General features: G+C 67.1%; 21 protein-coding genes. 13 read left to right on the forward strand and 8 right to left on the reverse strand.

The features are described 5' to 3' along the window. Positions 1–48: 48 nt before the first annotated feature. A complete protein-coding gene (locus tag ACLSSQ_RS00650; RefSeq protein WP_416243497.1) occupies positions 49–1,953 on the reverse strand; it encodes an ATP-binding cassette domain-containing protein in 1,905 nt (634 codons plus the stop codon). Between the two features lie 142 nt (positions 1,954–2,095). Here ACLSSQ_RS00650 and ACLSSQ_RS00655 point away from each other — a divergent pair, with 142 nt between their 5' ends. Together ACLSSQ_RS00655 and ACLSSQ_RS00660 are read left to right on the forward strand one after the other, a co-directional pair. Further along, on the forward strand, positions 2,096–3,301 hold the full coding sequence (locus tag ACLSSQ_RS00655) for an HD-GYP domain-containing protein (protein WP_130459671.1): 1,206 nt from the start codon (positions 2,096–2,098) through the stop codon (positions 3,299–3,301). A 43-nt stretch (positions 3,302–3,344) separates the two neighbouring features. Next, complete coding sequence (locus tag ACLSSQ_RS00660; RefSeq protein WP_416243498.1) at positions 3,345–4,040, forward strand: hypothetical protein; 696 nt, start codon at positions 3,345–3,347, stop codon at positions 4,038–4,040. Between the two features lie 210 nt (positions 4,041–4,250). On the opposite strand, the gene ACLSSQ_RS00665 is transcribed toward ACLSSQ_RS00660, so the two are convergent. Beyond that, positions 4,251–5,867 (reverse strand): ABC-F family ATPase, encoded by a 1,617-nt coding sequence (locus ACLSSQ_RS00665; RefSeq protein WP_416243499.1) that lies wholly within the window; start codon positions 5,865–5,867, stop codon positions 4,251–4,253. A 130-nt stretch (positions 5,868–5,997) separates the two neighbouring features. After that, positions 5,998–6,159 carry a hypothetical protein gene (locus ACLSSQ_RS00670; protein WP_014235862.1) on the reverse strand — a complete coding sequence of 54 codons (162 nt, stop codon included), beginning with the start codon at positions 6,157–6,159 and terminating at the stop codon, positions 5,998–6,000. Positions 6,160–6,371: 212 nt separating this feature from the next. On the opposite strand from ACLSSQ_RS00670, the gene ACLSSQ_RS00675 reads away from it, so the two are divergent. Both ACLSSQ_RS00675 and ACLSSQ_RS00680 read left to right on the forward strand, forming a co-directional pair. Beyond that, positions 6,372–7,583, forward strand: a complete 1,212-nt coding sequence (locus ACLSSQ_RS00675; protein ID WP_416243500.1) for an Eco57I restriction-modification methylase domain-containing protein — start codon at positions 6,372–6,374, stop codon at positions 7,581–7,583. 1 nt (position 7,584) lies between these two features. Then, a complete protein-coding gene (locus tag ACLSSQ_RS00680; RefSeq protein ID WP_416243501.1) occupies positions 7,585–7,917 on the forward strand; it encodes a hypothetical protein in 333 nt (110 codons plus the stop codon). A gap of 23 nt (positions 7,918–7,940) precedes the next feature. On the opposite strand, the gene ACLSSQ_RS00685 is transcribed toward ACLSSQ_RS00680, so the two are convergent. Both ACLSSQ_RS00685 and ACLSSQ_RS00690 read right to left on the reverse strand, forming a co-directional pair. Further along, the gene (locus ACLSSQ_RS00685; protein ID WP_416243502.1) at positions 7,941–10,802 is read right to left on the reverse strand and encodes an EAL domain-containing protein; all 2,862 of its coding nucleotides are present in this window, start codon (positions 10,800–10,802) and stop codon (positions 7,941–7,943) included. Further along, the gene (locus tag ACLSSQ_RS00690; RefSeq protein ID WP_416243503.1) at positions 10,799–11,797 is read right to left on the reverse strand and encodes an ABC transporter substrate-binding protein; all 999 of its coding nucleotides are present in this window, start codon (positions 11,795–11,797) and stop codon (positions 10,799–10,801) included. The genes ACLSSQ_RS00685 and ACLSSQ_RS00690 overlap by 4 nt, the downstream gene beginning before the upstream one ends. Before the next feature lie 173 nt (positions 11,798–11,970). On the opposite strand from ACLSSQ_RS00690, the gene gshA reads away from it, so the two are divergent. The 9 genes from gshA (at position 11,971) to ACLSSQ_RS00735 (ending at position 21,531) form a co-directional block, all read left to right on the forward strand. Next, entirely contained in the window at positions 11,971–13,251 is a 1,281-nt protein-coding gene (gene gshA, locus ACLSSQ_RS00695; RefSeq protein WP_014235857.1) for a glutamate--cysteine ligase, read from the forward strand. 108 nt (positions 13,252–13,359) lie between these two features. Continuing rightward, positions 13,360–14,307, forward strand: a complete 948-nt coding sequence (gene gshB, locus ACLSSQ_RS00700) for a glutathione synthase (RefSeq protein WP_416243504.1) — start codon at positions 13,360–13,362, stop codon at positions 14,305–14,307. Next, positions 14,295–15,335 carry an FAD:protein FMN transferase gene (locus ACLSSQ_RS00705; protein ID WP_130459678.1) on the forward strand — a complete coding sequence of 347 codons (1,041 nt, stop codon included), beginning with the start codon at positions 14,295–14,297 and terminating at the stop codon, positions 15,333–15,335. Before gshB ends, ACLSSQ_RS00705 begins: the two co-directional genes overlap by 13 nt. A 199-nt stretch (positions 15,336–15,534) precedes the next feature. Continuing rightward, positions 15,535–15,927 carry a PTS sugar transporter subunit IIA gene (locus ACLSSQ_RS00710; protein ID WP_416243505.1) on the forward strand — a complete coding sequence of 131 codons (393 nt, stop codon included), beginning with the start codon at positions 15,535–15,537 and terminating at the stop codon, positions 15,925–15,927. 29 nt (positions 15,928–15,956) lie between these two features. After that, positions 15,957–16,235 carry an HPr family phosphocarrier protein gene (locus tag ACLSSQ_RS00715; RefSeq protein ID WP_014235853.1) on the forward strand — a complete coding sequence of 93 codons (279 nt, stop codon included), beginning with the start codon at positions 15,957–15,959 and terminating at the stop codon, positions 16,233–16,235. Between the two features lie 88 nt (positions 16,236–16,323). Further along, positions 16,324–18,063 carry a phosphoenolpyruvate--protein phosphotransferase gene (ptsP, locus tag ACLSSQ_RS00720; protein WP_014235852.1) on the forward strand — a complete coding sequence of 580 codons (1,740 nt, stop codon included), beginning with the start codon at positions 16,324–16,326 and terminating at the stop codon, positions 18,061–18,063. Between the two features lie 189 nt (positions 18,064–18,252). Continuing rightward, positions 18,253–19,380, forward strand: coding sequence for a homoserine O-succinyltransferase MetX (metX, locus tag ACLSSQ_RS00725; RefSeq protein WP_014235851.1), 1,128 nt, complete (start codon positions 18,253–18,255; stop codon positions 19,378–19,380). A gap of 10 nt (positions 19,381–19,390) precedes the next feature. Next, positions 19,391–19,987, forward strand: coding sequence for a methionine biosynthesis protein MetW (gene metW / locus ACLSSQ_RS00730; RefSeq protein ID WP_014235850.1), 597 nt, complete (start codon positions 19,391–19,393; stop codon positions 19,985–19,987). A 2-nt stretch (positions 19,988–19,989) separates the two neighbouring features. Then, positions 19,990–21,531, forward strand: a complete 1,542-nt coding sequence (locus tag ACLSSQ_RS00735; protein WP_416243506.1) for an AmpG family muropeptide MFS transporter — start codon at positions 19,990–19,992, stop codon at positions 21,529–21,531. A 15-nt stretch (positions 21,532–21,546) separates the two neighbouring features. On the opposite strand, the gene ACLSSQ_RS00740 is transcribed toward ACLSSQ_RS00735, so the two are convergent. The 3 genes from ACLSSQ_RS00740 to ACLSSQ_RS00750 all read right to left on the reverse strand — a co-directional run bounded on the left by ACLSSQ_RS00740 (position 21,547) and on the right by ACLSSQ_RS00750 (position 26,559). Beyond that, the gene (locus ACLSSQ_RS00740; protein WP_416243507.1) at positions 21,547–21,966 is read right to left on the reverse strand and encodes a secondary thiamine-phosphate synthase enzyme YjbQ; all 420 of its coding nucleotides are present in this window, start codon (positions 21,964–21,966) and stop codon (positions 21,547–21,549) included. A 192-nt stretch (positions 21,967–22,158) separates the two neighbouring features. Further along, the gene (locus tag ACLSSQ_RS00745; RefSeq protein WP_416243508.1) at positions 22,159–26,037 is read right to left on the reverse strand and encodes a DUF3683 domain-containing protein; all 3,879 of its coding nucleotides are present in this window, start codon (positions 26,035–26,037) and stop codon (positions 22,159–22,161) included. Positions 26,038–26,130: 93 nt separating this feature from the next. Beyond that, positions 26,131–26,559, reverse strand: coding sequence for a YqaA family protein (locus ACLSSQ_RS00750; RefSeq protein ID WP_152090128.1), 429 nt, complete (start codon positions 26,557–26,559; stop codon positions 26,131–26,133). Positions 26,560–26,728 lie beyond the last annotated feature (169 nt).

Genomic DNA, 26,728 nt, shown 5'->3' on the forward strand with positions numbered 1-26,728 from the left:
TGATCGGTTGTTATGTCCCGGGCGGCGCCCACGGCCGATGTTAGGGCATCACTCGGGAACGGGCAATTGTTCCAGCTCGTCCTGGGCTTCCAGCCAGCGCTCCTCGGCGGCGCCGATGTCCCGGGTCAACTCGGCCTGGCGCTTGACCAGGGGTTCCAGCAGGGCCGGGTCCGGGTTGGCGTAGAGGCCGGGGTCGGAGAGGCGCTGCTCCAGCAGCTTCAGTTCCCCCTGCCAGGCGGCCAGGCGTTTTTCCAGGGTGTCGATTTCCTTCACCAGGGGCCGGCGCCTGGCCAGCAGGGCCTGGCGGGCGGCCTTGTCGTCCTCCCGCTGCTGGCGCCGTTCCTCCTTGCTGGCCTCCTTGACCGTGTCCGCCTTCTCTTCCTTCTGCTGCTGGGCCAGCCAGGCGGCGTACTCGTCCAGGTCGCCGTCGAAGGGGGCGGCCTTGCCGTCGGCCACCAGCCACAGGCTGTCGGCGGTGGTGCGCAGCAGGTGGCGGTCGTGGGAGACCAGCACCACCCCGCCCTCGTATTCCTGCAGGGCCAGGGTGAGGGCCTCGCGCATCTCCAGGTCCAGGTGGTTGGTGGGCTCGTCCAGCAGCAGCAGGTTGGGCCGGTGCCAGATCAGCAGGGCCAGGGCCAGGCGGGATTTTTCGCCGCCGGAGAAGGGGCCGCAGGGCCGGGTGGCCATGTCGCCGCGGAAGTCGAAGCCGCCCAGGTAGTCGCGCAGCTCCTGCTCCCGGGTGGTGGGGGCCAGGCGCACCATGTGCTGCAGGGGCGATTCCTCGGGGCGCAGTTCGTCCACCTGGTGCTGGGCGAAGTAGCCGATGGCCAGGCCCTTGCCTTCCTTGTACTCGCCGGCCAGGGGCGCCAGGCGGCCGGCCAGCAGCTTGACCAGGGTGGACTTGCCGGCGCCGTTGCGGCCCAGCAGGGCGATGCGCTCGCCGGGGCGCAGGGTCAGTTCCACCTGGTCGAGGATGACCTTGTCGCCATAGCCGGCCCGGGCGTGGGTCAGGGTCAGCAGGGGATCGGGGCTGGCCACGGGGTCGCGGAAGCGGAAGGTGAAGGGCGTATCGACGTGGGCTGCCGCCACCTCCTCCATGCGGGCCAGGGCCTTGACCCGGCTCTGGGCCTGCTTGGCCTTGGTGGCCTTGGCCTTGAAGCGCTCGATGAAGCGCTGCAGATGGGCCCGCTCCCGTTGCTGTTTCTCGAACATGCCCTGCTGCAGGGCCAGCTGCTCGGCCCGCTGGCGCTCGAAGGCCGAGTAGTGACCGCTGTAGAGCTTCATCCTGCCCTGCTCGATGTGCAGGATGTGGCTGACCACGGCGTCGAGGAAGTCCCGGTCGTGGGAGATCATCAGCAGGGTGCCGCGGTAGCTCTTCAGCCAGCCTTCCAGCCACAGCACCGCATCCAGGTCCAGGTGGTTGGTGGGCTCGTCCAGCAGCAGCAGGTCGGAGCGGCACATCAGGGCCCGCGCCAGGTTGAGACGGACGCGCCAGCCGCCGGAGAATTCCTTCACCGGCCGGGCGAAGTCGGCATCGGTGAAGCCCAGGCCGTGCAGCAGTTCGGCCGCCCGGGCCTTGGCCCCGTAACCGCCGATCTCGCCGTAGCGGGCATGCAGGGCGGCGATGCGCTCGCCGTCGTGGGCCGCTTCCGCCGCCTTGAGGTCGGCTTCCACCTGGCGCAGCTCCCGGTCCCCGTCCAGGGTGAATTCCAGGGCCGGGTCCGGCAGGGAGGGCGTCTCCTGGGCCACGTGGGCGATGACCCAGCTGGCCGGGAGGTCCAGGTCGCCGCTCTCGGCGTGCAGGGCGCCGCTGAAAAGGGCGAAGAAGGAGGACTTGCCGCAGCCGTTGCCGCCGGTGAGGCCCACCTTGTATCCGGGATGGAGCTGCAGGCTGGCGTCGCTGACCAGGGGCTGGCCGGCGCGGGCGAAGGTGAGGTTGCGGAGACTGATCATGGGGCAAACTGGCGTGAAAGCGGCCTGGCAGCAGGGATTGCCCCAGGACGGAGGAAAGGCCGCATTGTACGCTGCCCGCCGTTGCCGCTTGAAGGCATAATTGGTCTGTGGTGTCCGATCAATCCCTGCCCGACCTGCCTCGATGATCAAGAAAATCGCCATCGCCGAACTGAAGCCAGGCATGTTCATCCACGACCTCAACATGGGCTGGCTGGACCACAACTTCCTGCGCAACAGTTTTGCCGTGCACGACGAGGCCGACCTGCGCAAGGTGCGGGAGACCGGGGTGCACGAGGTCTATATCGACACCGCCAAGGGCCTGGACGTGGCCCATGCCCCCACCAGCGAGGAAACCACCCGGGAACTGCACCAGCGCCTGGAGGCCATCGCCGAGGAGGAGCCGGCGCCGCTGCGCAGCGTGGCCCTGGCCGAGGAGATGCACCGGGCCCGCAAGCTGCACAACGAGGCCCACCGCATCGTCCGCGACATGATGGGCGACATCCGCCTGGGCAAGCAGATCGAGATGGAAAAGGTGGAGCCCATGGTGGAGAACATGGTGGATTCCATCTTCCGCCACCAGGACGCCCTGATTCCCCTTTCCCGCCTGAAGACCCACGACGACTACACCTTCCTCCATTCGGTGTCGGTGTGCGCCCTGCTGGTGGCCTTCGCCCGCACCCTCAACCTGCCCAGGGACACCATCAAGGAAATCGCCATCGGCGGCCTGCTGCACGACGTGGGCAAGGCCCAGGTGCCCGAGTCCATCCTCAACAAGCCGGCCAAGCTGACCGACGCCGAGTTCGACAAGATGAAGAACCACGTGGTGCAGAGCAAGATCATCCTGCTGCACACCCCGGGCATCAGCCAGATCGCCCTGGACGTGGCCGCCGAACACCACGAGCGCTTCGACGGCACCGGCTACCCGAACAAGTACAAGGGCGACCAGATCAGCCTCTACGGCCAGATGGGGGCGGTGGTGGACGTGTACGACGCCATCACCTCCAACCGGGTGTACCACAAGGGCATGCCCGCCACCGAGGCCCTGCGCCGCCTGCTGGAATGGAGCCAGTTCCACTTCAACCCGGAACTGGTGCAGGCCTTCATCCGCAGCATCGGCATCTACCCCACCGGTTCCCTGGTGCGCCTGGAGAGCGGCCGCCTGGGGGTGGTGCTGGAGCAGAACGCGGAAAAGCTGCTGCTGCCCCGGGTCAAGGTTTTCTACCATGCCGAGAAGCGCTACTACCTGCCGCCCGAGGAGGTGGACCTGAGCCTCAGCCAGGACCGCATCCTCGGCCACGAAAACCCGGAGCAGTGGGGTATCGACATGCGTACCTGGATGCCGGCCTGAAGCCGGTTATACTGCCCTCCCCCGCGTTTCCCCAGCCTTCGCCATGCGCCGTTCCGCCTTTTTCCTCCTCGCCGCCGCCGTTGCCGCCCCCCTCTGGGCCCAGACCCTGGCGCCCATCGACGATGCCGAAAAGACCCGCCTGGAAGCCCAGGTCAAGGCCATGAAGGCCGAGGCCGAGGACATTCGGGCCGGGGCCGAGCAGCAGTTCATCGCCGACGAGAAGGTGTGCTGGCAGAAGGTGCTGGTCACCGCCTGCATCGACGAGGCCAAGGCCCGCCGGGTGACGGTGATCCAGAAGGCCCGCGCCATCGAAGTCCAGGCCAACACCCTGCAGCGCGAGGTGAACAACCGGGTGCTGGCCACCCGGGAAGCCCGTCGTGCCGCCGAAGCCCCGACCCGGGCGGCGGAGCAGCAGGCCGAGGCCGAGCGCTACCGGGCCGAGCAGGCCAAGGCCGCCGCCGACCGGCAGAAGCGGCAGCAGGCCAAGGTCCAGGAAGAGGCCGCCGGTCGCGCCCAGACCGCCGCCGAGGCCAAGGCCCGGGCCGAGCGCCTCAACGCCAAGCAGCAGGACCGTCCCCCCCGCAGCACGGCGACCCCGGAAGAGGAAGTGGCCCAGCGCGTCGCCGAGCGGGACAAGCGGGTGGCGGAGAAGAAGGCGGAGCGGGAAGCCAAGGAAAAGCAGCGGGCCGTCGAGCGCGCCGCCTGGGAGGCCCGGCAGAAGCAGTTGCAGGGCAAGTAGGGATACGGCTGCTGACGCAGCCAGTTACCCAGCAAAAGGCGCGGCCGGGACCGCGCCTTTTTTGTCGCCTCCGGTTTGCCGCCGGCGGTGCCGGAGGCGGAAGACGGGTGCTCTGGAAAGCAGAAGGGACGGGCATCTCCGGCACGCCATGCCGGGGATGCCCGTCCCTTCTTGAGCTTGGGGCTGCCCTTGTGGGCGGCGGTGGTGCCTTTACTCGATGCCCTGGCTGGAGAGGTATTCCTCGTAGGTGCCCTTGTAGTCCACGATGCCGTCCGCCTTGATTTCGATGATGCGGGTGGCCAGGGAGGAGACGAATTCCCGGTCGTGGGAGACGAACACCAGGGTGCCCTTGAACAGGTCCAGGGCGGTGTTGAGGGATTCGATGGATTCCATGTCCAGGTGGTTGGTGGGCTCGTCCAGCAGCAGCACGTTGGAGTGCAGCAGCATCAGCTTGCCGAACAGCATGCGGCCCTGTTCGCCGCCGGAAATCACCTTCACCGACTTCTTCACCTCGTCGCCGGAGAACAGCAGCCGGCCCAGGGTGCCGCGGATCAGGGTTTCCACGTCGCCGCCCTCGTAGCCGCCCTGGCGCACGAATTCGGTGATCCAGTCGGTCAGGCTCTTGTCCTCGGCGAAGTCGCTGGCGTGGTCCTGGGCGTAGTAGCCGGGCTTGGCCTTCTCGGCCCACTTGATGGTGCCGTAGGAGGGCTGCAGCTGGCCCATCAGCAGCTTCAAGAAGGTGGTCTTGCCGACGCCGTTTTCGCCGATGACGGCGATCTTGTCGCCGGCCTCGATGTTGCAGGTGAAGTTCTTGAACAGGGGCTTGGCGGCGTCGTAGCCGAAGTTGAGGTTCTCGATCTCCACCGCCAGACGGTGCAGCTTGTCCTTCTCGTCGAAGTCGAAGCGGATCCACGGGTACTGGCGGGAAGAGGGCTTCACGTCTTCCGGCTTGATCTTGTCGATCAGCTTCAGGCGGGAGGTGGCCTGCTTGGCCTTGGACTTGTTGGCGGAGAAGCGGCGCACGAATTCCTGCAGCTCGGCCACCCGTTCCTTGGCCTTGGCATTGGCGTTCTGCTGGCGCTCGCGGGCCTGGCTGGAGGCCTCCATGAAGTCGTCGTAGTTGCCCGGGTAGATGGTGATCTTGCCGTAGTCCAGATCCGCCATGTGGGTGCACACCTGGTTCAGGAAGTGGCGGTCGTGGGAGATGATCACCATGGTGGAGTTGCGCTCGTTGAGCACGTCTTCCAGCCAGCGGATGGTGTTGATGTCCAGGTTGTTAGTGGGCTCGTCCAGCAGCAGGATGTCCGGGTTGGCGAACAGGGCCTGGGCCAGCAGCACCCGCAGCTTCCAGCCCGGGGCGACTTCGCGCATGGGGCCGTTGTGCTTGTCCACCGGGATGCCGACGCCCAGGAGCAGTTCGCCGGCCCGGGATTCGGCGGTGTAGCCGTCGTACTCGGCGAACTTGCCTTCCAGCTCGGCCGCCTTCATGTAGTCCTCTTCCGTCGCCTCCGGATTGGCGTAGATGGCGTCCTTCTCGCTCATGCAGGCCCACATTTCCTCGTGGCCCATCAGCACCACGTCCAGCACCCGCATGTCCTCGTAGGCGAACTGGTCCTGCTTCAGGTAGGCCATGCGCTCATGCTTGTCCTTGGAGACATTGCCGCCGGAAGCTTCCAGGGCGCCGCAGAGGATCTTCATGAAGGTGGACTTGCCCGCCCCGTTGGCGCCGATGAGGCCGTAGCGGAAGCCTTCGCCGAACTTGACGTTGACGTTCTCGAACAGGGGTTTGGCCCCGAACTGCATGGTGATATTGGCGGCGACGAGCATGGACGATCCTGGAAAAACGAACTGCGACGAAAAGCGGGAACGGCGATAGCGGCGTAAAGCGCGACGAAAGCGGACGACGGAAAGACAGAGGGCGGCTTGTCGCCGCCCTCGTCAGGTAAGTCGCGGGGACTTACTTGGCGCCGAGGATCGGCTTGTTACGGGCGTGGCCTTCAGCGGCGTAGACGGCCTTGCGCACAGCCTTGGGGCTGTTGCGGAACAGGCGCTTGGCGGCCTTGGACAGGCAGCGGCGTTCCAGGGTGGAACGGCGGGTACGGTTGGCGGTAGCGGCCATGGTTTTCTCCGGTCAAGCAGGCTTGACTCAAATGGTTGGAAAAACAAGGTTAAACCGGCTCAGGCCAGCCTCGAAAAAACGGGTCTGAAATCCAGTCCGACCTAATGATCAAGATCAGGGGCGTGAATTTTAAAGGTTTTTTCCCGTTTTGGGCAGCTTTTACCCGGCGAAGGCAGCGAATGGGGCCCCTGCCATAGGGTAAACTGGCGCCCATGGCCGAATGCGCAGAACCCGTTGCCCCTCCCGTTGCCCTTGCCCACGACATCATCCGTCTGGGCCAGGTCTTCACCCCGCCCGACATCGTCACCCGCATGCTGGCCCTGCGCCGCAATGCGGGACGGGTGCTGGAGCCGGCCTGCGGCGACGGCGCCTTCCTGGCCCGCCTGCCGGGGGCCGTCGGCATCGAGGTGGACGGGCGCCATGCGCAGGCTGGGGCCACGGTCATGGATTTCTTCGCCTACCCGGTGAGCGAGCAGTTTCACACCATCATCGGCAATCCGCCCTACGTCCGCTTCCAGGACATTCCGGCCCCGACCCGGGCCCGCCTCAGCCTGGACCATTTCGACGGCCGCTCCAACCTCTACCTGTTCTTCATCGAAAAGTGCCTGCGCCACCTGGCGCCCGGCGGCGAGCTGATCTTCATCACGCCCCGGGATTTCCTCAAGGCCACCTCCGCCGTCGGCATGAACCGGCTGCTCCACGCCGCCGGCAGCATCACCGACTTCATCGACCTGGGCGACGCCCGGGTCTTCCCCGGGGCCACCCCCAACTGCGTCATCTGGCGCTTCGAGAAAGGCGACTTTTCCCGCCGCACCCGCTACGAGGCGGGGGGGCAGGTGGAAGAGCGCCATTTCCAGTGCAGCGGCGGCCACCTGGCCTTCACCCGGGAGCCTTGCCCGGTGCGCCTGCGGGACGTGTTCTACGTCAAGGTGGGCGCCGTTTCCGGGGCCGACGACCTGTACGCCTCGGCCGAGCACGGCAACCAGGATTTCGTCTGCGCCCGCACCGCCCGCACCGGCCAGACCCGCCGCATGATCTACGATGTGCGCCATCCCCTGCTCGAACCCCACCGGGAACGCCTGATCCAGCGCCGCATCCGCCGCTTCGACGAGAGCAACTGGTGGAAGTGGGGGCGCAGCTGCCACCTCAGCGACGGCCCGCGCATCTATGTGAACGGCAAGACCCGGGTGGGCCGGCCCTTCTTCCTCCATCCTTGCCGCTATTACGACGGCGCCGTGCTGGCCCTCTTCCCCCACGACCCGACGGTGGATGTGCAGGTGCTGTGCGACATGCTCAACGCCGTGGACTGGGAAGCCCAGGGTTTCGTCTGCGACGGCCGCTTCCTCTTTGCCCAGCGGGCCCTGGAGCAGGCCCTGCTGCCCCAGGCCTTCGCCCCCTTCGCGTGGCAGCCCGGAGCCGCCTGAGATGGCATCGCCGGGGCGGGCCCTGGCGCCCTACGTGCGGGTCATGCTGGGCCAGGCCGGGGAGCCGGCCGGCCAGTGCAGCGTCGAACGCACGCAATGGCTGGACCAGGGTGTCGAGGTGCGCCGGGAGGTGGCGACCTGGCAGTTCGCCGACGGCGCCGTGATCCGCCGCACGGTGGAGGAAGACGATTTCCCCGCCGCCCTGGCCTGTGCCGAATGCTGGATCACCTACGAAGTGCTGGCCAGCGCCCCTGAAAATCCCATCCATCCCGCCCGCCAGGTCTTCGAGAACGTCTGCCGGGAATCCTTCTGGCTGGCCTACCACTCCGCCTGAGCCGCTAGGCAGCGGCCAGGGTGTCAGGCCTTGCCGCGCAGGTAGGCCTCGCATTCCGCCGCCGGCATGGGGCGGGCGTAGAGGTAGCCCTGGACTTCGTCGCAGCCGGTGGCGCGCAGGGCGGCGGCCTGGGATTCGGTTTCGACCCCTTCGGCGATGGTCTTCAGCTTCAGGCTGGAGGCCATTTGCACCACGGCGCGGACGATGGCGGCGCTGTCGCCGTCGCTGGTGATGTCGCGCACGAAGCTCTGGTCGATCTTCAGCTTGTCCACCGTGAAGCGCTTCAGGTAGGCCAGGCTGGAATAGCCGGTGCCGAAATCGTCGATGGAGAGCAGCACGCCCATGGCGTTCATGGCCTTGAGGGTGGCCAGGGTGGCCTCCGCATCCTGGATCAGGATGGATTCGGTCAGTTCCAGCTCCAGGCTGGCGGCGGGCAGGCTGGCGGCGCTGAGGGCGTCGCCGACGGTGATCAGCAGGTTGTCCCGGTGGAACTGCAGGGCCGACAGGTTCACCGCCATGGTCATGGGCGGCAGGCCGGCATCGAGCCAGGTCCGGGCCTGGCGACAGGCTTCCTGGATCACCCAGGCGCCCATGGGCACGATCAGGCCCGTCTCTTCCGCCAGGGGAATGAACTTGCCCGGGGGCACCAGGCCTTCCGGCGTGCGCCAGCGCAGCAGGGCCTCTACCCCCACCACCCGGCCGCTGGCCAGGTCCAGCTGGGGCTGGTAGTAGAGCACCAGCTCCTGCCGCTCCAGGGCCTGGTGCAGGCGTTGTTGCAGGGTCAGGCGTTCCAGGGTGCTGACGTTCATGGCCTCGGTGAAGAAGCGGTAGGCGTTGCGGCCGCTCTGCTTGGCATGCACCAGGGCCGTATCGGCCTTCTTCAGCAGGGTGTCGAAATCGCTGCCGTCGTCCGGGGCCAGGCTGATGCCGATGCTGCCGGTGATGCTCAGGGGGTGGCCGTCCACCTCGAAGGGGGTGGCCAGGGCGGCCAGCACCGTCTCGGCGGCCCGGGAGACCCGGGCCAGATCCTGGGCCTGGGGCAGGACGATGAGGAACTCGTCACCGCCCTGGCGGCACAGGGTGCTGCTTTCCCGCAGGATGTTCTTCAGGCGCTTGACCACGGTGCGCAGCAGCTGGTCGCCGGCGTGGTGGCCGAGGGAGTCGTTGATGGTCTTGAAGTGGTCCAGGTCCAGCAGCAGCAGGGCCACCGGGTTGATGCCGCCGGCGCCCCGCTCCATGGCCGATTCCACCGCCTGTTCCAGGCGCAGGCGCAGCAGGTTGCGGTTGGGCAGGCCGGTCAGGTGGTCGTGCTGAGCGAGGAACTGCAGGCGTTCCTCCAGGGCCTTGCGGTCCGAGATGTCGGAGAAGACGGCGACATGGTTCACCACCCGGCCCTGGTCGTCCTTGACCACGTTGATGCGGGTCCACTTCGGGTAGATCTCGCCGCTCTTGCGCCGGTCGTAGATTTCGCCCTGCCAGTAGCCCTGGCTGTTGAGGGCCTCCCACATCTGGCGGTAGAAGGTCTTGTCGTGGTGGCCCGAGGAGAGCAGGCGGGGATTGCGCCCCAGCACCTCTTCGGCGCTGTAGCCGGTGGTTTCGCAGAAGGCCCGGTTCACCGAAAGAATGTTGTTGTCGGCGTCGGTGACGAGGAAGGCTTCGTTGGAGGTGTCGAACACCTTGGCCGCCAGGCGCAGTTCCTCTTCCTGGCGCTTGCGCTCGGTGATGTCCACCATCACCCCCACCAGGCCGGCAACCCGCCCTTCGGCGTCCATGAAGGTGGCTTTGTTGTAGATCACGTCGCGCTTGCTGCCGTCGGCGTAGCAGGCCTGGCTTTCGTAGACCTGCTTGCCCGGGTTGTCGAACAGCTGGCGGTCGGCGGCGGCGTAGACGTCGGCCAGTTCCTGCGGCGCTAGGTCGTACACGCTTTTGCCCAGCAGCTCGTGGCGCTCCTTGCCGAGATAGGCGAGGAAGGCCTCGTTGCAGCCCAGGTAGCGGCCCTGGGCGTCCTTGTAGAAAAGGGGGCTGGGGATGGCCTCGATCATGGTGTGCATGAACTGCACGTGTTCCTGCAGCTGGGCGTCGGCCTGCTGCAGGGCATCCTGCTTGCGCGCCAGGCTGGCGGCGGTTTCGTCGAACTGGCGCGCCAGGGTGGCGATTTCGTCGTCCCCGGCCATGTCGATGCGCTCGTTCAGATGGCCCTCGCCCAGGCGCCGGGCGGCGGCGGAGATGCGCTGCAGGCGGCGGGTCACCCACAGGTCCAGCAGCAGGGACAGCAGCAGGGCGCCGAGCACGGCCAGGGCGCCGGTCTTCAGGGACTCCTCCACCGCTTCGCTGCGGGCGGCGGCCAGGGGCGCCGTCATGTCGAATTCGACATACAGGGTGCCGTGCTTGAGACCGCGCAGGGAGCCGTGGGTGAGGTCGAGCACCAGGGGGAAGTAGCCGCTGAGCACGGTGCCTGCCTCGTTCAGCTCGACGTGGTGCTGGTCCCGGCCCATGGCCTCGTCCGCTTCCCGCGGCCGGTAGCCGCTGACCCGGGCCGCTTCCTCCCCTTGCCACAGGTAGCGGTTGGCGAAGATGACCTGGTGCTGCTCGTCGGCCAGGATCAGGGTGTTGATGCGGGGATGCAGGGCGGTGGCCGAGAGGCGGGCCTTGGCCTGGGACAGGTTGTCCAGCACCAGGCGCTCGGAGAGGATGTCCTGCAGCTGGCGCATGAGGACGCCCACGGTTTCCCGGCTTTCCTGCTCGATGCGCTGGCTGGCGTGCTGGTACCAGTGCTGGGCCACGTAGAGGGAGGCCAGGATGGCGGACAGCAGCAGCACCACCGGCAGCAGCCGCTTCAGGCGGAAGGGGGCTGGCAGCTGGTGGATGGGGGGAGCGGGCTTCATGGCGCCAGCACCTCCGCCAGATCCGCCGGCAGCAGGCGCAGGGGGGCGACCCCGTGGCTGAGCAGCTGGCGTTCCTGCATCAGGGTGGCCAGCCGTTGCAGAGGCGCGGCGATGGCCGGCGTGGGGCCGGTGAGCAGGTTGAGGTTCTCCTGGCGGTCGGGCAGGACCAGCCCGTCCAGGGCCTTGAGCAGTTCGGGGCCGCTGCTCTGGGTGCGGCGGCCCAGGGCGGCGGCGACCTCGGCCGGGGCCGCCTTGAATTCGTCGAGAACGCGGAACCAGGCCTGGCTGAGGGCCTTCAGGGTCGCCCGGTGCTGCCGGTAGGCCTCCTCCCGCACCACCAGCAGGTCGAAGATCTCGCCCGGGGTCTGGCGACTGGAGAAAAGCTGGTGGGCGCCCATGGCCTGCAGGCGGGAGAGCACCGGTTCGAAGGTCACTACCGCATCCACGGCGCCGGCGATGTAGGCATTGATGTGGGTATCCACGGTCAGGGGTACCACCGAGACGTCGGCCGGGGCCAGGCCACCCTGGGCCAGGGCCCGGGTCAGCATGTAGGCGCCGAGGGCCTGGTTCTCCACGCCGATGCGGCGGCCTTTGAGGTCCGCCAAGCGGCGGATGTCGGGGCGGGCCACCAGGGCATCGCCGCCGTGGGAGATGTCCAGCGCCAGGACGACGCGCACTTCCACCTTGTCCGCCAGCAGGCTGAGGGCCTCGTCGCCGGTGAGGGCGGCGCCGTCCAGGGCGCCGTTGCGCAGGGCCCGCAGGACTTCGGAGGAGGAGGTCAGCTCGTACAGGCGGAGCGGGGCATCGCCCCAGTAGCCCCGTTCCCGGGCCAGGTGCAGGGGCGCGTAGCCGGGCCATTCGTTGCTGCCCAGGCGCAGGGGTGCCAGCTGTTGCCGGCCTCCGCAACCGGCGAGCAGCGCCGCACCGGCGGCCAGCAACAGGCGGCGGCGGGTGAGATGGGGCAAGAGGCTGGCATGGACGCTGGCGGAAGACATGGAGGGGGCCGGAAAATTACCATTTCATTATCTCATGAAATACCAGGCGTTCCCGGGGCGGTGGGGCGATCGATAGACTAAGGGAAAGCCGTCGGGGCGGCGGGGCGCCCCGTTTTGGTAACATAGGCCGTCTCAACCACAGCGGCGTTCCGCCGACCCGGAGACAGCTCCCCATGGTTCCCCATCTCACCACCGCCCTCACCGGCCCCCTGCTGGACCTGGAAAAACGCTTCCTCGACGACAGTACCCGCATCGAACAATGGCTGCGCAGCCAGTGGCAGGAGCACACCCCGCCCTTCTACGGCTCGGTGGACCTGCGCAACAACGGCTTCAAGCTGGCCCCGGTGGATACCAACCTCTTCCCCGGCGGCTTCAACAACCTGAATCCGGCCTTCCTGCCCCTGTGCGTGCATGCCACCATGTCGGCCATCGAGAAAATCTGTCCCGATGCCCGCAACCTGCTGCTCATCCCCGAGAACCACACGCGCAACCAGTTCTACCTGATGAACGTGGCCCAGCTGGCCACCATCCTGCGCCAGACCGGCCTCAACGTGCGCATCGGCACCCTGCTGCCGGAGATCACCGAGCCCACCACCCTGGAACTGCCCAACGGCCACAGCCTGGTGCTGGAGCCCCTGGTGCGGACCCAGTACCGGCTCGGTCTGAAGGACTTCGATCCCTGCGCCATCCTGCTCAACAACGACCTTTCCGCCGGCGCCCCGGCCATCCTGCAGAACCTCAACGAGCAGTTCCTGCTGCCGCCCCTGCACGCCGGCTGGGCGGTGCGCCGCAAGTCCCACCACTTCGCCGCCTACGACCAGGTGGCCACCGACTTCGCCGCCCATTTGGGGCTGGACCCCTGGCGCATCAATCCCTATTTCGCCGTGTGCAACCAGATCAACTTCCATGAGCGCCAGGGCGAGGACTGCCTGGCCGCCCAGGTGGACATGCTGCTGGCCCGCATCCGCGAGAAGTACAAGGAATACGGCGTCACCGAGACGCCCTACGTGGTGGTCAAGGCCGATGCCGGCACCTACGGCATGGGCGTCATGACGGTGAAGGACGCCTCCGAGGTCACCGGCCTCAACCGCAAGCAGCGCAACAAGATGAGCGTGGTCAAGGAAGGCCTGGAAGTGTCCGAGGTGATCATCCAGGAAGGGGTGCATACCTTCGAGAGCATCAACGACGGCGTCGCCGAGCCGGTGGTGTACATGATCGACCGCTATGTGGTCGGCGGCTTCTACCGGGTGCACAGCGGCCGCGCCAAGGACGAAAACCTCAACGCCCCGGGCATGCACTTCGAGCCCCTGGCCTTCGAGACCTGTTGCAACCAGCCCGAGCACGCCCTGGCCCCGGATGCCCCGCCCAACCGCTTCTACGCCTACGGAGTGGTGGCCCGCCTGGCCCTGCTGGCAGCGTCCGTGGAACTGGAAAACACCGCGCCGGCGGCCTGATGTCCTTGTCCGGGGCGACGGCCCGGCGAGCGATGCCGGGAACCATCCCGGCGTTTTCGCCTCTGTGACAGGGCTCGCCTCCGCTGCCCACCTCTTTCAGGACTTTCCATGCGCATTGCCTTCATCGTCGATCCCCTGGACCAGCTCAAGGCCTACAAGGATTCATCCGTGGCCATGATGCGGGCCGCCGAGCGCCACGGCCACGAGGCCTGGGCCCTGCAGGTGGACAGCCTGGCCTGGAGCCAGGAAGGCGGCGTGCGGGGCCAGGCCCTGCGCGTGCATACCCGGCCCGACGACCACGACTGGTACCGGGAGACGGGCCGGGAGAGCCTGGCCCTGAAGGATTTCGATGCGGTGGTGATGCGCAAGGACCCGCCCTTCGATGTCGAATACGTCGCCGCCACCTGGCTGTTGGAGCGGGCCGAGGCGGAAGGGGCGCGCATTTTCAACAAGCCCCGGGCCCTGCGGGACCATTCGGAGAAGTTCGCCACCGCCGAATTCCCCCAGTTCACCGTGCCGGCCCTGGTGACCCGGGACAGCCACGCCCTGCAGGCCTTCATCGACGCCCAGCGGGACGTGGTGATGAAGCCCCTGGACGGCATGGGCGGCAGCTCCATCTTCCGCGTCCATCGCAACGAGCCCAACCGCAACGTCATCATCGAGGTGCTGACCCAGCTGGGCCAGCGCACAGTCATGGCCCAGCGCTTCATTCCCGAGATCAGCCACGGCGACAAGCGCATCCTGCTGATCAACGGCAAGCCCGTGCCCTACGCCCTGGCCCGCATCCCCAAGGCCGGCGAGACCCGCGGCAACCTGGCCGTGGGCGGCACTGGCGTGGCCCAGGAGCTGTCGCCCCGGGACCGGCAGATCGCCGAGAGCCTGGGCCCCGTCCTGGCGGCCCGGGGCCTGTTCCTGGTGGGCCTGGACGTGATCGGCGACTGGCTCACGGAAATCAACGTCACCAGCCCCACCTGCATGGTGGAGATCCAACAGCAGACCGGCTTCGATGTGGCCGGCGCCTTCATCACCGCCCTGGAGCACGCATGCGGTTCGTAGCACCCCTGTTCGTCGCCGTCCTGCTTTCCCTTCTTTCCGCCTGCAGCAAGGTCCCCCTGACCCAGCAGGAAGCCTATGTCTTCGGCACCCGGGTCGAGGTGCTGGTGGCCGGTACCCCGGAGCCCCAGGCGCGGGCGGCGGTGGGTGAAGTGCTGCAGGAATTCGACCGGCTGCACCGGGCCTACCACGCCTGGCAGCCGTCCGAGCTGACCGCCCTCAACGATGCCATCGCCGCCGGCAAGAGCCTCAAGGTCTCGGCCGAACTGCGCCAGTTGCTGCAGGATTCCCAGGCCATCGCCGCCCGGGGCCAGTGGCTGTTCGACCCGGCCATCGGCCGCCTGGTGGAGCTGTGGGGTTTCCACGCCGACGAGTTCAAGCCGGCCCTGCCCGATCCCAACCGGGCCTCCTTCCTCGCCGCCGCCCGCCCTTCCCTGCGGGACCTGAGCTTCAAGGGCGAGCGGGTGGCCTGCAGCAATCCCTCGGTGGCCATCGACCTGGGCGGCTATCTCAAGGGCGTGGCCCTGGACCGGGCCGCCGCCATCCTCAAGGCCCGGGGCATCCACAACGCCCTCATCAACATCGGCGGCAACGTGCTGGCCCTGGGCGAGAAGAACGGCGATCCCTGGCGGGTGGGCATCCAGCATCCGCGCCAGCCGGGCCCCATGGCCAGCCTGGAACTGAAGGACGGCGAGGCGGTCGGCACCTCCGGCGACTACCAGCGCTATTTCGAGGTGGGCGGCCAGCGCTACAGCCACCTCATCGATCCGCGCCGGGGCTGGCCGGCCCAGGGCACCCAGGCGGTGACCGTGCTCATCCCTCCCGGGCCCCAGGCCGGCACCCTTTCCGACGCCCTCTCCAAGCCCCTCTTCATCGCCGGCGCCGCCGACTGGCAGCGCCTGGCCCAGGCCACCGGCGTCAGCCAGGCCCTGCGGGTGGACGGCAGCGGCGCCATCCAGGTGACCAAAGGTCTGGCCGAGCGGCTGAAATGGGCAGACGGAGTGAAGCCGGCAACGGTAATATCTCCCTAGTTTTGCAGGGGAGAGGCCGCTCCGGCCCCGGCGGTCGCCGGGCGGAAAGCCGACCGTTAACGGTTGCCGGCCGCCGGACCGCACCGGATAATCGTTCCAGCCTGGCATGCCGCCATTGCCGCGCCAGCTCTGCCTCTCCTTGTTGGCCTGCCCGTCTTCGGCGCCAGGCTTTGATTTCCAGGCAGGACCTTAAGCTAGAATGACAGTTGGCATCTTGATCATCGCCCACGGCGACATCGGCCCCGCCCTCATCGGCGCCGCTTCCCACGTCCTCGGCCGCAATCTGACGGAGGAAAGGGTGGCCAGCCTGCGCGCCGGCCATGACGAGGCGCGGGAGGATTTCCTGGCCCAGGCCCAGGCCCGGGTGGCCGATCTCGACAGCGGCGACGGGGTATTGCTGCTGACCGACCTGTTCGGCGCCACCCCGGCCAACCTGTCCCGGGAGCTGCTGCAGCCGGGCCGGGTCGCCGGCGCCGCCGGGGTCAGCCTGCCCATGCTGCTGCGGGCCGTCAATTACCGCCAGCTGCCCCTGGAGGCGCTGCGGGACAAGGCCCTCACCGCCGCCACCGAATGTTCCGCTCCCCTGCCCTGAGCCCGGGTGAGCCCTGAAAGGAGTAATGCATGAGCCAGACCTGCCGTGCCGACGCGGAAATCACCAACAAGCTGGGCCTGCACGCCCGGGCCTCGGCCAAGCTGACCCAGCTCGCCGGCCGCTTCAAGAGCGAGGTGTGGATGGAGCGCAACGGCCGTCGCATCAACGCCAAGAGCATCATGGGGGTGATGATGCTGGCCGCCGGCAAGGGTTCCACGGTCAGCGTCGAGACCAGCGGTCCGGATGCGGAGCAGGCCCTGCAGGAACTCCTGGCCCTGATTGCCGACAAATTCGGCGAAGGGGAGTGATTCCCGCCATGACGCCGGCACGGCGTCGCGGCCCCAAGCCAGTCCGCCCGCGGGCGGCATAATCAGAACAACACCTCGGGAGACCGACATGAGCTTCACCATCCACGGCCTTGGCGTTTCCGGCGGCATTGCCATCGGGGTGGCCCAGCTCATGTCCCACGCCACCCTGGAGGTGGCCCACCTGACCATCGGCCCGCGCATGGCCGACAAGGAAGTGCTGCGTTTCGAGGCCGCCATCCTGGCGGTGCAGGCCGAACTGGAACAGCTCAAGCTGGAAGCCAGCAAGGGCAACGCCCCGGCCGAGCTGCGGGCTTTCGTGGACCTGCACGGCATGATCCTGGCCGACCCGGAGCTGTCGGAAGTGCCCAAGCAGATCATCCGGGAACGCCGCTGCAACGCCGAGTGGGCCGTGGTGCAGCAGATGGAGCGCCTGGTGGCCCAGTTCGACGCCATCGACGACGCCTACCTGCGGGAGCGCAAGGCCGACGTGGTGCAGGTGGTGGAGCGGGTGGTCAAGGTGCTGATGGGCCATCCCGGCCGCTCCGCCCTGCGGGCGCGCAAGGGCGGCAAGGAGACGACGGACCAGATCATCGTCGCCCACGACCTTTCCCCCGCCGATACCATCGGCTTCAAGGAGCAGCGTTTCGCCTCCTTCATCACCGACGTGGGCGGCGCCACCTCCCACACCGCCATCCTGGCCCGTTCCATGGCCATCCCCTCCATCGTCGGCCTGCACCGGGCCCGGGACCTGATCCGGGACGGGGAACTGCTGATCATCGACGGCACCCGGGGCGTGGTCATCGTCAATCCGGACGAGCGGGTGCTGGAAGAGTACCGGCTGCGCAAGAGCGAACTGGAGCTGGAACGCTCCAAGCTGAAGCGCCTCAAGACCATGAAGGCCACCACCCTGGACGGGGTGGATGTGCTGATGTACGCCAACATCGAACTGCCGGAGGACGTGGAGGCGGCCCGCACCGCCGGCGCCGACGGCATCGGCCTGTTCCGCACCGAATTCCTCTTCCTCAACCGGGGCGACATGCCCACCGAGGACGAGCAGTTCGAGGCCTACCGCAAGGTGGTCAAGGGCATGGAAGGCAAGCCGGTGACCATCCGCACCTTCGACCTGGGGGCCGACAAGGCCCTGGACGCCATGGACCGGGTCAAGACCAACCCGGCCCTGGGCCTGCGCGCCATCCGCCTGCAGCTGGCCGAGCCGAAGATGTTCCGCACCCAGCTGCGGGCCATCCTGCGGGCCTCCAAGTACGGCAAGGTGAAGATCCTCATTCCCATGCTGGCCCACGCCCACGAGATCGACGCCACCCTGGCGGCGGTGCAGGCGGCCAAGCAGAGCCTGCGGGAACAGAAGATCGGCTTCGACGAGGGCATCGAGGTGGGCGGCATGATCGAGATTCCCGCCGCCGCCCTGGCCATCGGCATGTTCCTGCGGCGCCTGGATTTCCTCTCCATCGGCACCAACGACCTGATCCAGTACGCCCTGGCCATCGACCGTTCCGACGAGACCGTCTCCCAGCTCTACGATCCCCTGCATCCGGCGGTGCTGATGCTGGTGGCCCACACCATCTACAGCGGCGAGAAGGCCGGCCTGCCGGTGTCCGTCTGCGGCGAGCTGGCCGGCGATCCGGCCATGACCCGGCTGTTGCTGGGCATGGGCCTGCGTGTCTTCTCCATGCATCCCTCCCAGATCCTGGAAGTGAAGCAGCACGTGCTGAAGAGCGAAGTGGCCGAGATCGCGCCCCAGGTGCGCAAGATCCTGCGCTACAGCGAGCCGGAGAAAATCCGCGAGCAGATCGACAAGCTCAATGCCTGAGCCCGGGGCGGACCGCGTTTGCGCTCCTCCGCCCCCTTGGTTATCATGTTCCACAGCGCCGATTTGAAATCCGTCAGCTTGCGGGCGCTTAATAAATACGGCTAAAGCGAGGACCGATGCCCAGTCCGAGCCGAGCCAATCTCGATTCTCCGACTGGGCGTCTTGTTTTTTGGTGATTGAAATCCTGCGATGTCAGACAAGCATTCCGTCGGTGTGGTGAGTCCCCAGCGGGCCCATTTCGCCGAACCCATCCAGCTGGCCAGCGGCGCCACCCTGGCCGCCTACGACCTGGTCTATGAGACCTACGGCCGCCTCAACGCCGACCGTTCCAATGCCGTGCTGGTGTGCCATGCCCTCTCCGGCAGCCACCACGTGGCCGGCCACTACGCCGACAACCCGAAGAACGTGGGCTGGTGGGACAACCTGGTGGGCCCGGGCAAGCCCCTGGATACCGACAAGTTCTTCGTCGTCGGGGTGAACAACCTGGGCGGCTGTTACGGCTCCACCGGCCCCGGCTCCATCAACCCGGCCACGGGCAAGCCCTACGGCGCCGACTTCCCGGTGGTGACGGTGGAGGACTGGGTCGAGTCCCAGGCCCGCCTTGCCGACCGCCTCGGCATCAACCAGTGGGCCGCCATCATCGGCGGCAGCCTGGGCGGCATGCAGGCCCTGCAGTGGAGCCTGGAATACCCGGAGCGGGTGCGCCACGCCCTGGTCATCGCCTCCGCCCCCAAGCTCACCGCCCAGAACATCGCCTTCAACGAGGTGGCCCGCCAGGCCATCCTCACCGACCCGGACTTCCACGGCGGCAACTACTACGAGCACGGCGTGGTGCCGGCCCGGGGCCTGCGCCTGGCGCGCATGGTGGGCCACATCACCTATCTTTCCGACGACCAGATGGGGGAGAAATTCGGCCGCCAGCTGCGGGAAGGGGTGCTCAAGTACAACTACGACGTGGATTTCGAGATCGAGTCCTACCTGCGCTACCAGGGCGACAAGTTCGCCGGCTTCTTCGACGCCAACACCTATCTCATCACCACCAAGGCCCTGGACTACTTCGATCCGGCCCGGGATTTCGGTGGCGACCTGAAGGCGGCCCTGGCCCGGGCCTCGGCCAAGTTCCTGCTGGTCTCCTTCACCACCGACTGGCGTTTCGCGCCGGAGCGCAGCCGGGAGATGGTGTATGCCCTGCTGCACAACAACCGGGAAGTCTCCTACGCTGAGATCGACTGCAACGCCGGCCACGACTCCTTCCTCCTGGACGACGCCCAGTACCACGCGGTGATGGGCGCCTACCTGCACAACATCGCCGTCTGAGAGAGCCGCCATGACCAACAATTCTCTCGACCGTTTCGACTTCGACGTCATCGCCAAGTGGATCGCCCCCGGCGAACGGGTGCTGGACCTGGGCTGCGGCGACGGCAGCCTGCTCAAGTTCCTGGCCCAGGCCCGCAACACCCACGGCTACGGGGTGGATATCGATCCGGCCAACGTCCTGGCCTGCGTGCGCAACGGCGTCAATGTGATCCAGAGCAACCTGGAGCAGGGCCTGGCCGGCTTCGAGGACGGCTTCTTCGACCACGCCATCATGTCCCTCTCCCTGCAGACCGTGCACCGCACCGTGCCCCTGCTGGAAGAACTGCTGCGGGTGGGCCGGGAGGCGGTGGTCTCCTTCCCCAACTTCGGCTACTGGCTGCACCGCCAGGCCATCCTCAACGGCCGCATGCCGGTCTCCAAGGACCTGCCCTACCAGTGGTACGACTCCCCCAACGTGCGCTTCTTCACCATCGCCGACTTCCAGGCCCTGTGTGAGGAAAAGGGCATCGCCATGCGGGAGCTGAAGGCTTTTGACGAAGGCAAGGAAGTGACGGAAGATCCCAACTTCCTCGCCAGCCTGGCCATCTGCCGCCTGGGCCGGGACTGAGCGTGGCCGAGGCCGCGGTCCTTTCCGCCGGCGCCCGTCTGGGCCGGACCTGGCGCCTGACCGCCATCCTGGTGCTGGGCTTCGCCTCCGGCCTGCCCCTGGCCCTCACCGGCCAGGCCATGCAGGCCTGGCTGACGGTGGACGGCATCGACCTGGCCACCATCGGCTTCTTCGGCCTGGTGGGCATTCCCTACACCTTCAAGTTCCTCTGGGCGCCCCTCATGGACCGCTTCGAGCCGCCCTTCCTGGGCCGGCGCCGGGGCTGGCTGGTGCTCACCCAACTGGCCCTGGGCGGGCTGCTGTGGCTGATGTCCGGCCTGTCGCCGGCGACGGCGCCCCAGCTGTTCGCCCTGGCGGCCCTGGCGGTGGCGTTCCTGGCCGCTTCCCAGGACGTGGTGGTGGACGCCTACCGTACCGACCTGCTGCCCGAGGCCGAGCGGGGTCTCGGCGCCTCGGTGCATGTCTTCGCCTACCGCCTGGCCATGATCCTTTCCGGCGGCATCAGCCTCATCTGGGCCGGCCAGTGGCAGTCCTGGCCCCGGGTGTACGCGGTGATGGCAGCCATCATGGTGGGCTGCGCCGCCTTCTCCCTGCTGGCCGTGCCCCGGGTCAGCAGCGCCAACAAGCCCCTGGCCTCGGACCCGAAAAAGGAACTGCTGGGCTTTGCCGCCATGCTGGCCGGCGTGGTCGCCGGCTATGTCGTGGCTCGCCAGGCCCTGGTGGTGCTGGGCCTCAATCCGGACGATGCCAACAAGTGGGTGCAGCTGTTGTTCGTCCTGGCCGAGATTGCCGCCGCCCTGCCCCTGGCCTGGTGGTGTTCCCGCAAGGCTGGCTTCGAGACCCTCAACCAGTCCCTCGCCAGCTACTTCGCCCAGAGCGGTGCCGGAGCCTTCCTCCTGCTGATCGTGCTGTACAAGCTGGGGGACGCCTTCGCCGGCAGCCTGACCACGCCCTTCCTGATCAAGGGCATGGGCTTCCTGCAGGAGGAGGTGGGCATCGCCAACAAGGTCATCGGCATCTGGCTGACCATCCTGGGAGCCTTCATCGGCGGCCTCATCATGACCCGCCTGGCCCTTTACCGCTCCCTGCTGTTTTTCGGCGTGCTGCAGCTGGTTTCCAATTTCGGCTTCTACCTGCTGGCCCTGCTCGGCAAGGGTGCCTGGGGGGCGGTGATGGTGCCGGCCTTCGACTGGGGCATCGTTTCCCTGCATACCCCGGCCAGCCTGGACTGGCTGCTGCTGACGGTGATCGCCGGGGAGAACATCAGCGGCGGCATGGGCACGGTGGCCTTCGTCGCCCTGCTCATGGGCCTCTGCAACCACCGTTTCTCCGCCACCCACTATGCCCTGCTTTCGGCCTTCGCGGCGGTGGGGCGCATCTACGTCAGTCCCCTCTCCGGGGTGCTGTCCGAATCCATCGGCTGGCCCGCCTTCTTCCTTTTCTCCATCGTCGTCGCCGTACCCGGCGTCTTCATGGTGTGGTGGATGCGGCGGCCCCTGCAGGCCCTGGGTGCCCCGGCCAGCGCCGGCGCCGCCGACGACTGAGGGTCGCCGCCGGATTCAGTCGCCGAGCAGATGCAGCACCACCTCCCGGGAATGGCCCCGGTGGCGGTGTTCGTAGAGATAGAGCCCCTGCCAGGTACCCAGCAGCAGGCGGCCGTCGCCGACGGGGATGCCGAGGGAAGTCTGGGTCAGGGCGGCGCGGATGTGGGCCGGCATGTCGTCCGGCCCTTCCAGGTCATGCTCGAAGGCCGGGTCCCCATCTTGTACCAGCTTGGCGAAGAAGCGCTCCAGATCCCGCTGTACGGAGGGATCGGCGTTTTCCTGGATGATCAGGGAAGCGGAGGTGTGGCGGCAGAAAACGGTGAGCAGGCCCTGGTGGAGGCCGCTGGCGGCGACGAAGTCGTGGGCCTGTCGGGTGAATTCGTGAAGCCCCCGGCCCCGGGTTGCGATGTGGATGCTTGCCAGGGCTTGGGGCACGGCGCGGGCCTGTCTCAGAGACAGAGATAGACGGCGAAAGCCAGTCCCATCAGGGTCAGAGGCAGGGCCGGCGCCGGGACGAGAGCGGTGTTGATTTCCTTGGCGCTCATGATGATGAAACCTCCTGTATGCAACGACTCCATGCTAGCAGGGGGCTTCATCAACATCAGTGAGCGTTTGTGACAGTGGGGCTTACAGCAGCACCCGCTCGATGCCGCCGCTGTTGGCCTTCTGCACGTACTGGGCCATCCAGTTCTCGCCCAGCAGGGTCTTGGCCATTTCCACCACGATGTAGTCGGCCTGGATGTCGGCATCCGGCTCGTAGCGGGACAGGCCCTGGAGGCAGGAAGGGCAGGAGGTGAGGATCTTCACCTGGTCCTGGACGCCAAAGTCCTGGCGCAGCTTGGTGGCGCCCTTCTCGATCTCCTCCTGCTTGCGGAAGCGCACCTGGGTGGAGATGTCGGGACGGGACAGGGCGAAGGAGCCGGACTCGCCGCAGCAGCGGTCGTTGAGGTCCACGCGCTGGCCCATCAGGTCGTTCACCACCTTGATGCCCGAGTAGGTCTTCATCGGCGTGTGGCAGGGCTCGTGGTACATGTACTGGGTACCCTTCACTCCTTCCAGTTTGACGCCCTTTTCCAGCAAGTACTCGTGGATGTCCAGCAGGCGGCAGCCGGGGAAGATTTTCTCGAATTCATACTTCTGCAGCTGGTCCATGCAGGTGCCGCAGGAGACGATCACCGTCTTGATGTCCAGGTAATTGAGGGTGGTGGCCACCCGGTGGAACAGCACCCGGTTGTCGGTGATGATCTTCTGGCCCTTGTCCTCCTCGCCGGCGGCATTCTGCGGGTAGCCGCAGCACAGGTAACCCGGGGGCAGCACGGTGACGGCGCCGGTCTCGTAGAGCATGGCCTGGGTGGCCAGGCCCACCTGGGAGAAGAGGCGCTCGGAGCCGCAGCCGGGGAAGTAGAAGACCGCGTCCGAATCCTCGGTGGCCTTCTGGGGGTCCCGGATCACCGGCACCACGTGGTCGTCCTCGATGTCCAGCAGGGCCCGGGAAGTGCGCTTGGGCAGGTTGCCCGGCATGGGCTTGTTGATGAAGTGGATCACCTGGGCCTTCACCGAGGGCCGGCCTAGGGTGGCGGGCGGGTGCTGCACGATGCCCTGGGTCAGGCCGAAGGTCTTGGCCAGCTTGACGCCCAGGCGCTGCAGCTTGTAGCCCCAGCCGATCATCATGGTGCGGGCCAGCTTAATGGTGGCCGGGTCCTTCATGGTGAGGAACCACATGGTGGCGGCCTTGCCCGGGTCCAGCTTCTTCTTGCCCTGCTTGCGCAGGAAGTTGCGCATGGCCACCGAGACGTCGCCAAAGTCGATATCCACCGGGCAGGGTTTGACGCAGCGGTGGCAGACCGTGCAGTGGTCGGCCACGTCGTTGAATTCGTCGAAGTGCTGCAGGGAAATGCCGCGGCGGGTCTGCTCCTCATAGAGGAAGGCCTCGATCAGCAGGGAGGTGCCGAGAATCTTGTTGCGAGGGGAATAGAGCAGGTTGGCCCGGGGCACGTGGGTGGAGCACACCGGCTTGCACTTGCCGCAGCGCAGGCAGTCCTTGATGGAGTCGGCGATCTTGCCGATCTCGGACTGCTCCATGATCAGGGATTCGGCCCCGAGCAGGGAGAAGGAGGGCGTGTAGGCGTTGTGCAGGTCGCCGCCGGGCATCAGCTTGCCCTTGTTGAAGCGGCCTTCCGGGTCCACCTTCTCTTTGTAGGCGCGGAAGGGGCCGATTTCCTCGTCCGTCAGGAATTCCAGCTTGGTGATGCCGATGCCGTGCTCGCCGGAGATGACGCCGTCCAGGGAGCGGGCCAGGTGCATGATGCGTTCCACCGCCTTGTTGGCGGTCTGCAGCATCTCGTAGTGGTCCGAATTCACCGGGATGTTGGTGTGCACGTTGCCGTCGCCGGCGTGCATGTGCAGGGCCACGAAGACGCGGCCGCGCAGCACTTCCTTCTGCACGGCGGCCATCTTCTCGGAGAGGGGCCGGTAGGTGGCACCGTTGAAGATGTTGTCCAGGGGCTCCTTCAGCTCCTTCTTCCAGGAGGCGCGCACGGAGTAGTCCTGCAGGCGGTGGAAGAGGGTCGGGTTGGCGGCCCGGTTGGTCAGCTCGCCGGCCACCACGCCGAATTCGGCGAAGCGCTGCTCAGCCTCGGCCAGGGGCAGATCCAGGTTGTCCAGCAGCCACTGCCAGCGGGCGCGCACGTCGCTGATGTGCTCCAGGGCGCGCTCGCGGCGGTCCTCGATGAGCACGTCCTTGTCCAGCTTGGTGTCGGCGCTGTTGACCGGCAGATCGCCCTTGAAGAATTCGGTCAGGGCATCGCACAGGTCCAGCTTGTTCTGCAGGGACAGTTCGATATTGATGCGCTCGATGCCGTCGCAGTAGTCGCCCATGCGCGGCAGGGGGATCACCACGTCCTCGTTCACCTTGAAGGCGTTGGTGTGCTTGGAGATGGCGGCGGTGCGGGAACGGTCCAGCCAGAACTTCTTGCGGGTTTCCGGGGTGATGGCGATGAAGCCTTCGGCGCCGCGCACATTGGTCATCTTGACCACGTCGGAGGCAGCCTGCATCACCGCATTTTCGTCGTGGCCGACGATGTCGCCGATCAGCACCATTTTCGGCCGGCCGTGGCGCTTGGCCTTGGTGGCGTAGCCGACGGCCTTCACATAGCGTTCGTCCAGATGCTCCAGGCCGGCCAGCTGCACGCCGGCCTTGTGGCCTTCGCCACCCGGCTTGAAGTAGTCGGTGATCTCGACAATGGAGGGCACGGCCTCCCGCACCTGGCCGAAGAATTCCAGGCAGACGGTGCGGGTGACCGGGGGCATCTTGTGCAGCACCCAGCGGGCGGCGACGATGATGCCGTCGGTGCCTTCCTTCTGTACTCCGGGCACGCCGCCGAGGAACTTGTCGGTGACGTCCTTGCCCAGGCCGGTCTTGCGGCAGGCCGCGCCGGGCAAGGCCAGCACTTCTTCGGAGAGCAGCTTGTAGCTCCTGGCGTCGAAGCGCTTCAAGCGGAATTCCACCTTCTCCTGCTCGTGGATCTTGCCGAAGTTGTGGTTGAGGCGCTCCACCTCCAGCCAGTTGCCGTCCGGCGTCACCATCTTCCACCAGGCCAGGTTGTCCAGGGCGGTGCCCCACAGCACGGCCTTCTTGCCGCCGGCGTTCATGGCGATGTTGCCGCCGATGCAGGAGGCGCTGGCAGAGGTGGGGTCCACGGCGAAGACGCGGCCGGCGGCCGAGGCGGCTTCGGAGACCCGGTCGGTGACGACGCCGACGCTGGTGCGGATGGTGGCGTAGGGCTTGTCGTGGCCGGGCAGGACGATCTCTTCCACCGGGCCGATGTCGATCAGCTTCTCGGTGTTGATGACCACGGACAGGGGCGACAGGGGCACGGCGCCGCCAGTGTAGCCGGTACCGCCCCCCCGGGGAATGATGGTCAGGCCCAGCTCGATGCAGCCGCGCACCAGGGGACCGATTTCCTCTTCCGTATCCGGGTAGAGCACGACGAAGGGGTATTCGACGCGCCAGTCGGTGGCGTCCGTCACATGGGAGACCCGGGCCAGGCCGTCGAAGGCCACGTTGTCCTTGCGGGTGTGGCGGGTCAGGGTCTTCAGCACCTTCCGGCGCAGCATGAGGGTGTCGATGAAGCGCTGTTCGAAGCGGTCCACCGCCTTGTGGGCGGCTTCCACCAGCTGGGCCACCTTGCGGCTGCGTTCCGGGTCCTCGCCGGCGGATTCGCTGCGGCGCTTTTCCACTTCCGCCAGGCGGTGCCGCAGGGCCTGCACCAGGGCCTCGCGGCGGCTGGGGGTGGCCAGCAGGTCGTCTTCCAGGTAGGGGTTGCGCTGCACCACCCAGATGTCGCCCAGCACCTCGTACAGCATGCGGGCGGAGCGGCCGGTGACGCGCTCGGCGCGGAGTTCGTCCAGCACCCGCCACATGTCCTCGCCCAGCAGGCGGATGACGATCTCCCGGTCGGAGAAGGAGGTGTAGTTGTAGGGGATTTCGCGCAGACGTGCAGTCATCGGACGGGGGCGGCCAGGGCCGTGTCTTTCAAAAGGTGAATTTTAACGTATTGCGGTGCATCAGGCAGAACCGGGTCCTGCCCGGACCGCCCTTCATGACGCCAGCAGTGCCAGTCCCTGGGCCACGACCCAGTAGCGGGCCAGCTTGCCGGCGGCCATGAACAGGGTGCAGGGCAGCCAGGGTAGCCGCAGCCAGCCGGCCGCCACACAGAGGGCGTCACCGACAAGGGGAGCCCAGGCCAGCAACAGGCTGGGGCTGCCAAAGCGGCGTACCTGGGCCAAGTGCGGCAAGCGGTGCAGGCTTCGCTCCGGCAGCAGGCGTCCGGCCCCATAAGACGTCAATCCGCCCAAAGTGTTCCCCAGGGTGGCCCAGAAAAGTGCGGCGGGCACTTCTGCCGGGTGGGCCAGGAGAAAGGCGGCAAGGGCGGCCTCCGAGCCGCCGGGCAGCAGGGTGGCGGCAAGAAAGCTGGCGATGAAAAGGCCGCCCAGGCCGGCGGCAGGATCGGCAAACCAGTCAGGCATCAGAAGGGGAGGGGGAAGAATGGCCGCGCACCGGTGTGGTGCTCAGCGCCCATTATCCCCCAGGGTGGATGGATTCCCGTCGTCCTGAGCGGGATTTATGTCTGCGAAGCGGGGTGGGCTACCGCCAAATTCCATTTATTTAACGCTCCATAGACAAAAAAAATACCCC

It is taken from the genome of Azospira sp. APE16 (assembly GCF_047901315.1).
Classification (GTDB): domain Bacteria; phylum Pseudomonadota; class Gammaproteobacteria; order Burkholderiales; family Rhodocyclaceae; genus Azospira; species Azospira oryzae.